Raw genomic sequence first — 1,270 nt, forward strand, 5'->3', positions numbered from 1 at the left:
GCCATTTCACCGCTACTTTGGGCAGTTGGTGCAGGAGCCGGCGTATTCACTTGGTTGATTGAAGATTTCAAAGTAAATTCTTGGTAGTTATCTACTTTTTTAATGCTCAACAATTCAGGCTGCAAGAAAATACCTGTACTTGGCAAGGAGCGCATCATAACGGCAATTTTATTGTCGCTGATGGCATGACCGCTGATTTTATAGCTGGTCGGACTTTCGGCTTCCAACGCGGTCAAATAAGTATTATCGGGCGTAAGTGTATTCAAAGAATCAAGGATATAGGCCGCTTGATAGCGTTTTTCCTGTAACTCTTCAACTTTCAGTTTTTTGGCCAAGAAGGCTTCTTTTTCTTGCTGAAGTTTATCGATTTCGCCCAATTCTCTATCAAGTCTGTCGATTTCGGTTTGCAGGAAGTTGTTGCGGCCTTCTTGATTGCTGATGGCGCTGTCAATACCAAGATAGGTAGCGGCCGCCAAGCCCAAACCTACTGCAAAAGCGCCAAGCATCAATATTTTGAATTGCTGCTGCTTGCGCTGTTTAATCTCTTCCCGATATGGGAGAAGGTTGATTCTGGTTAATTCGATCATGTTCTCAAAGTCCCCTTAATGCCAATCCGAACGCCAAAGTCAGTGACGGCGCATCAATTTGAAACTGCGGCAATTCTACTTTTGCACTGCGTTCCACATATGAAATCGGATGCAGATATTCTGTTGGCGTATTGGTTTGCGAGAAAATGCTTTCTGCCAAACCTGCCTGCTGCGCGGTAAAGCCGGTCAGCAGGATGTGTTTGATATTGTGAAAAGAATCAGTGGCCTGCGTGGTATAGTAAAATTGCAGGACACGCTGAACTTCTTGTGCAACCTGCACATTAAAACGGTCGGCAATCTGAGACTGGTAGTCGGAAGGCTTGTTTTGGGAAGCCATCATTTGAGCGGCTTTTTCTTCCGTTACCTGATAAGTACGCTGAATCAGCTGATTGAGCTGCTCTGTACTGACCGGTGTTTCTTGTTTGTAGAGGATACGGCCGTTTTGCAGAATCAGGGCATACATTTGAGTCGCATGAATACCGAACACGGCAACTTTTTCCTCTGCCATTTCGGGAGCATGCGTATTCATCCAATAGACAAAGGCATTGCGTTGCGCCAGCAAGTCCAAGTCCAAAGCAGACAAAGGCAGACCGGCATTTTCAAACATTTCAATGCGTGGCTCGACATCGTCTTTTTTGGCGGCAACAGCTAAAACATGCTGACCCGAACCGACTTCTTCAGCT

General features: G+C 45.7%; 2 protein-coding genes. Both read right to left on the reverse strand.

Annotated features, from left to right (window positions below):
- Positions 1 to 587: PilN domain-containing protein (locus ACTHUM_RS14435; protein WP_440403216.1), on the reverse strand; the 587-nt coding region annotated here is incomplete at its 3' end.
- A 4-nt stretch (positions 588 to 591) separates the two neighbouring features.
- On the reverse strand, positions 592 to 1,270 hold a 679-nt coding region (gene pilM / locus ACTHUM_RS14440; protein ID WP_440403217.1), incomplete at its 5' end, for a pilus assembly protein PilM.

Source organism: Neisseria sp. P0021.S006 (assembly GCF_051956895.1).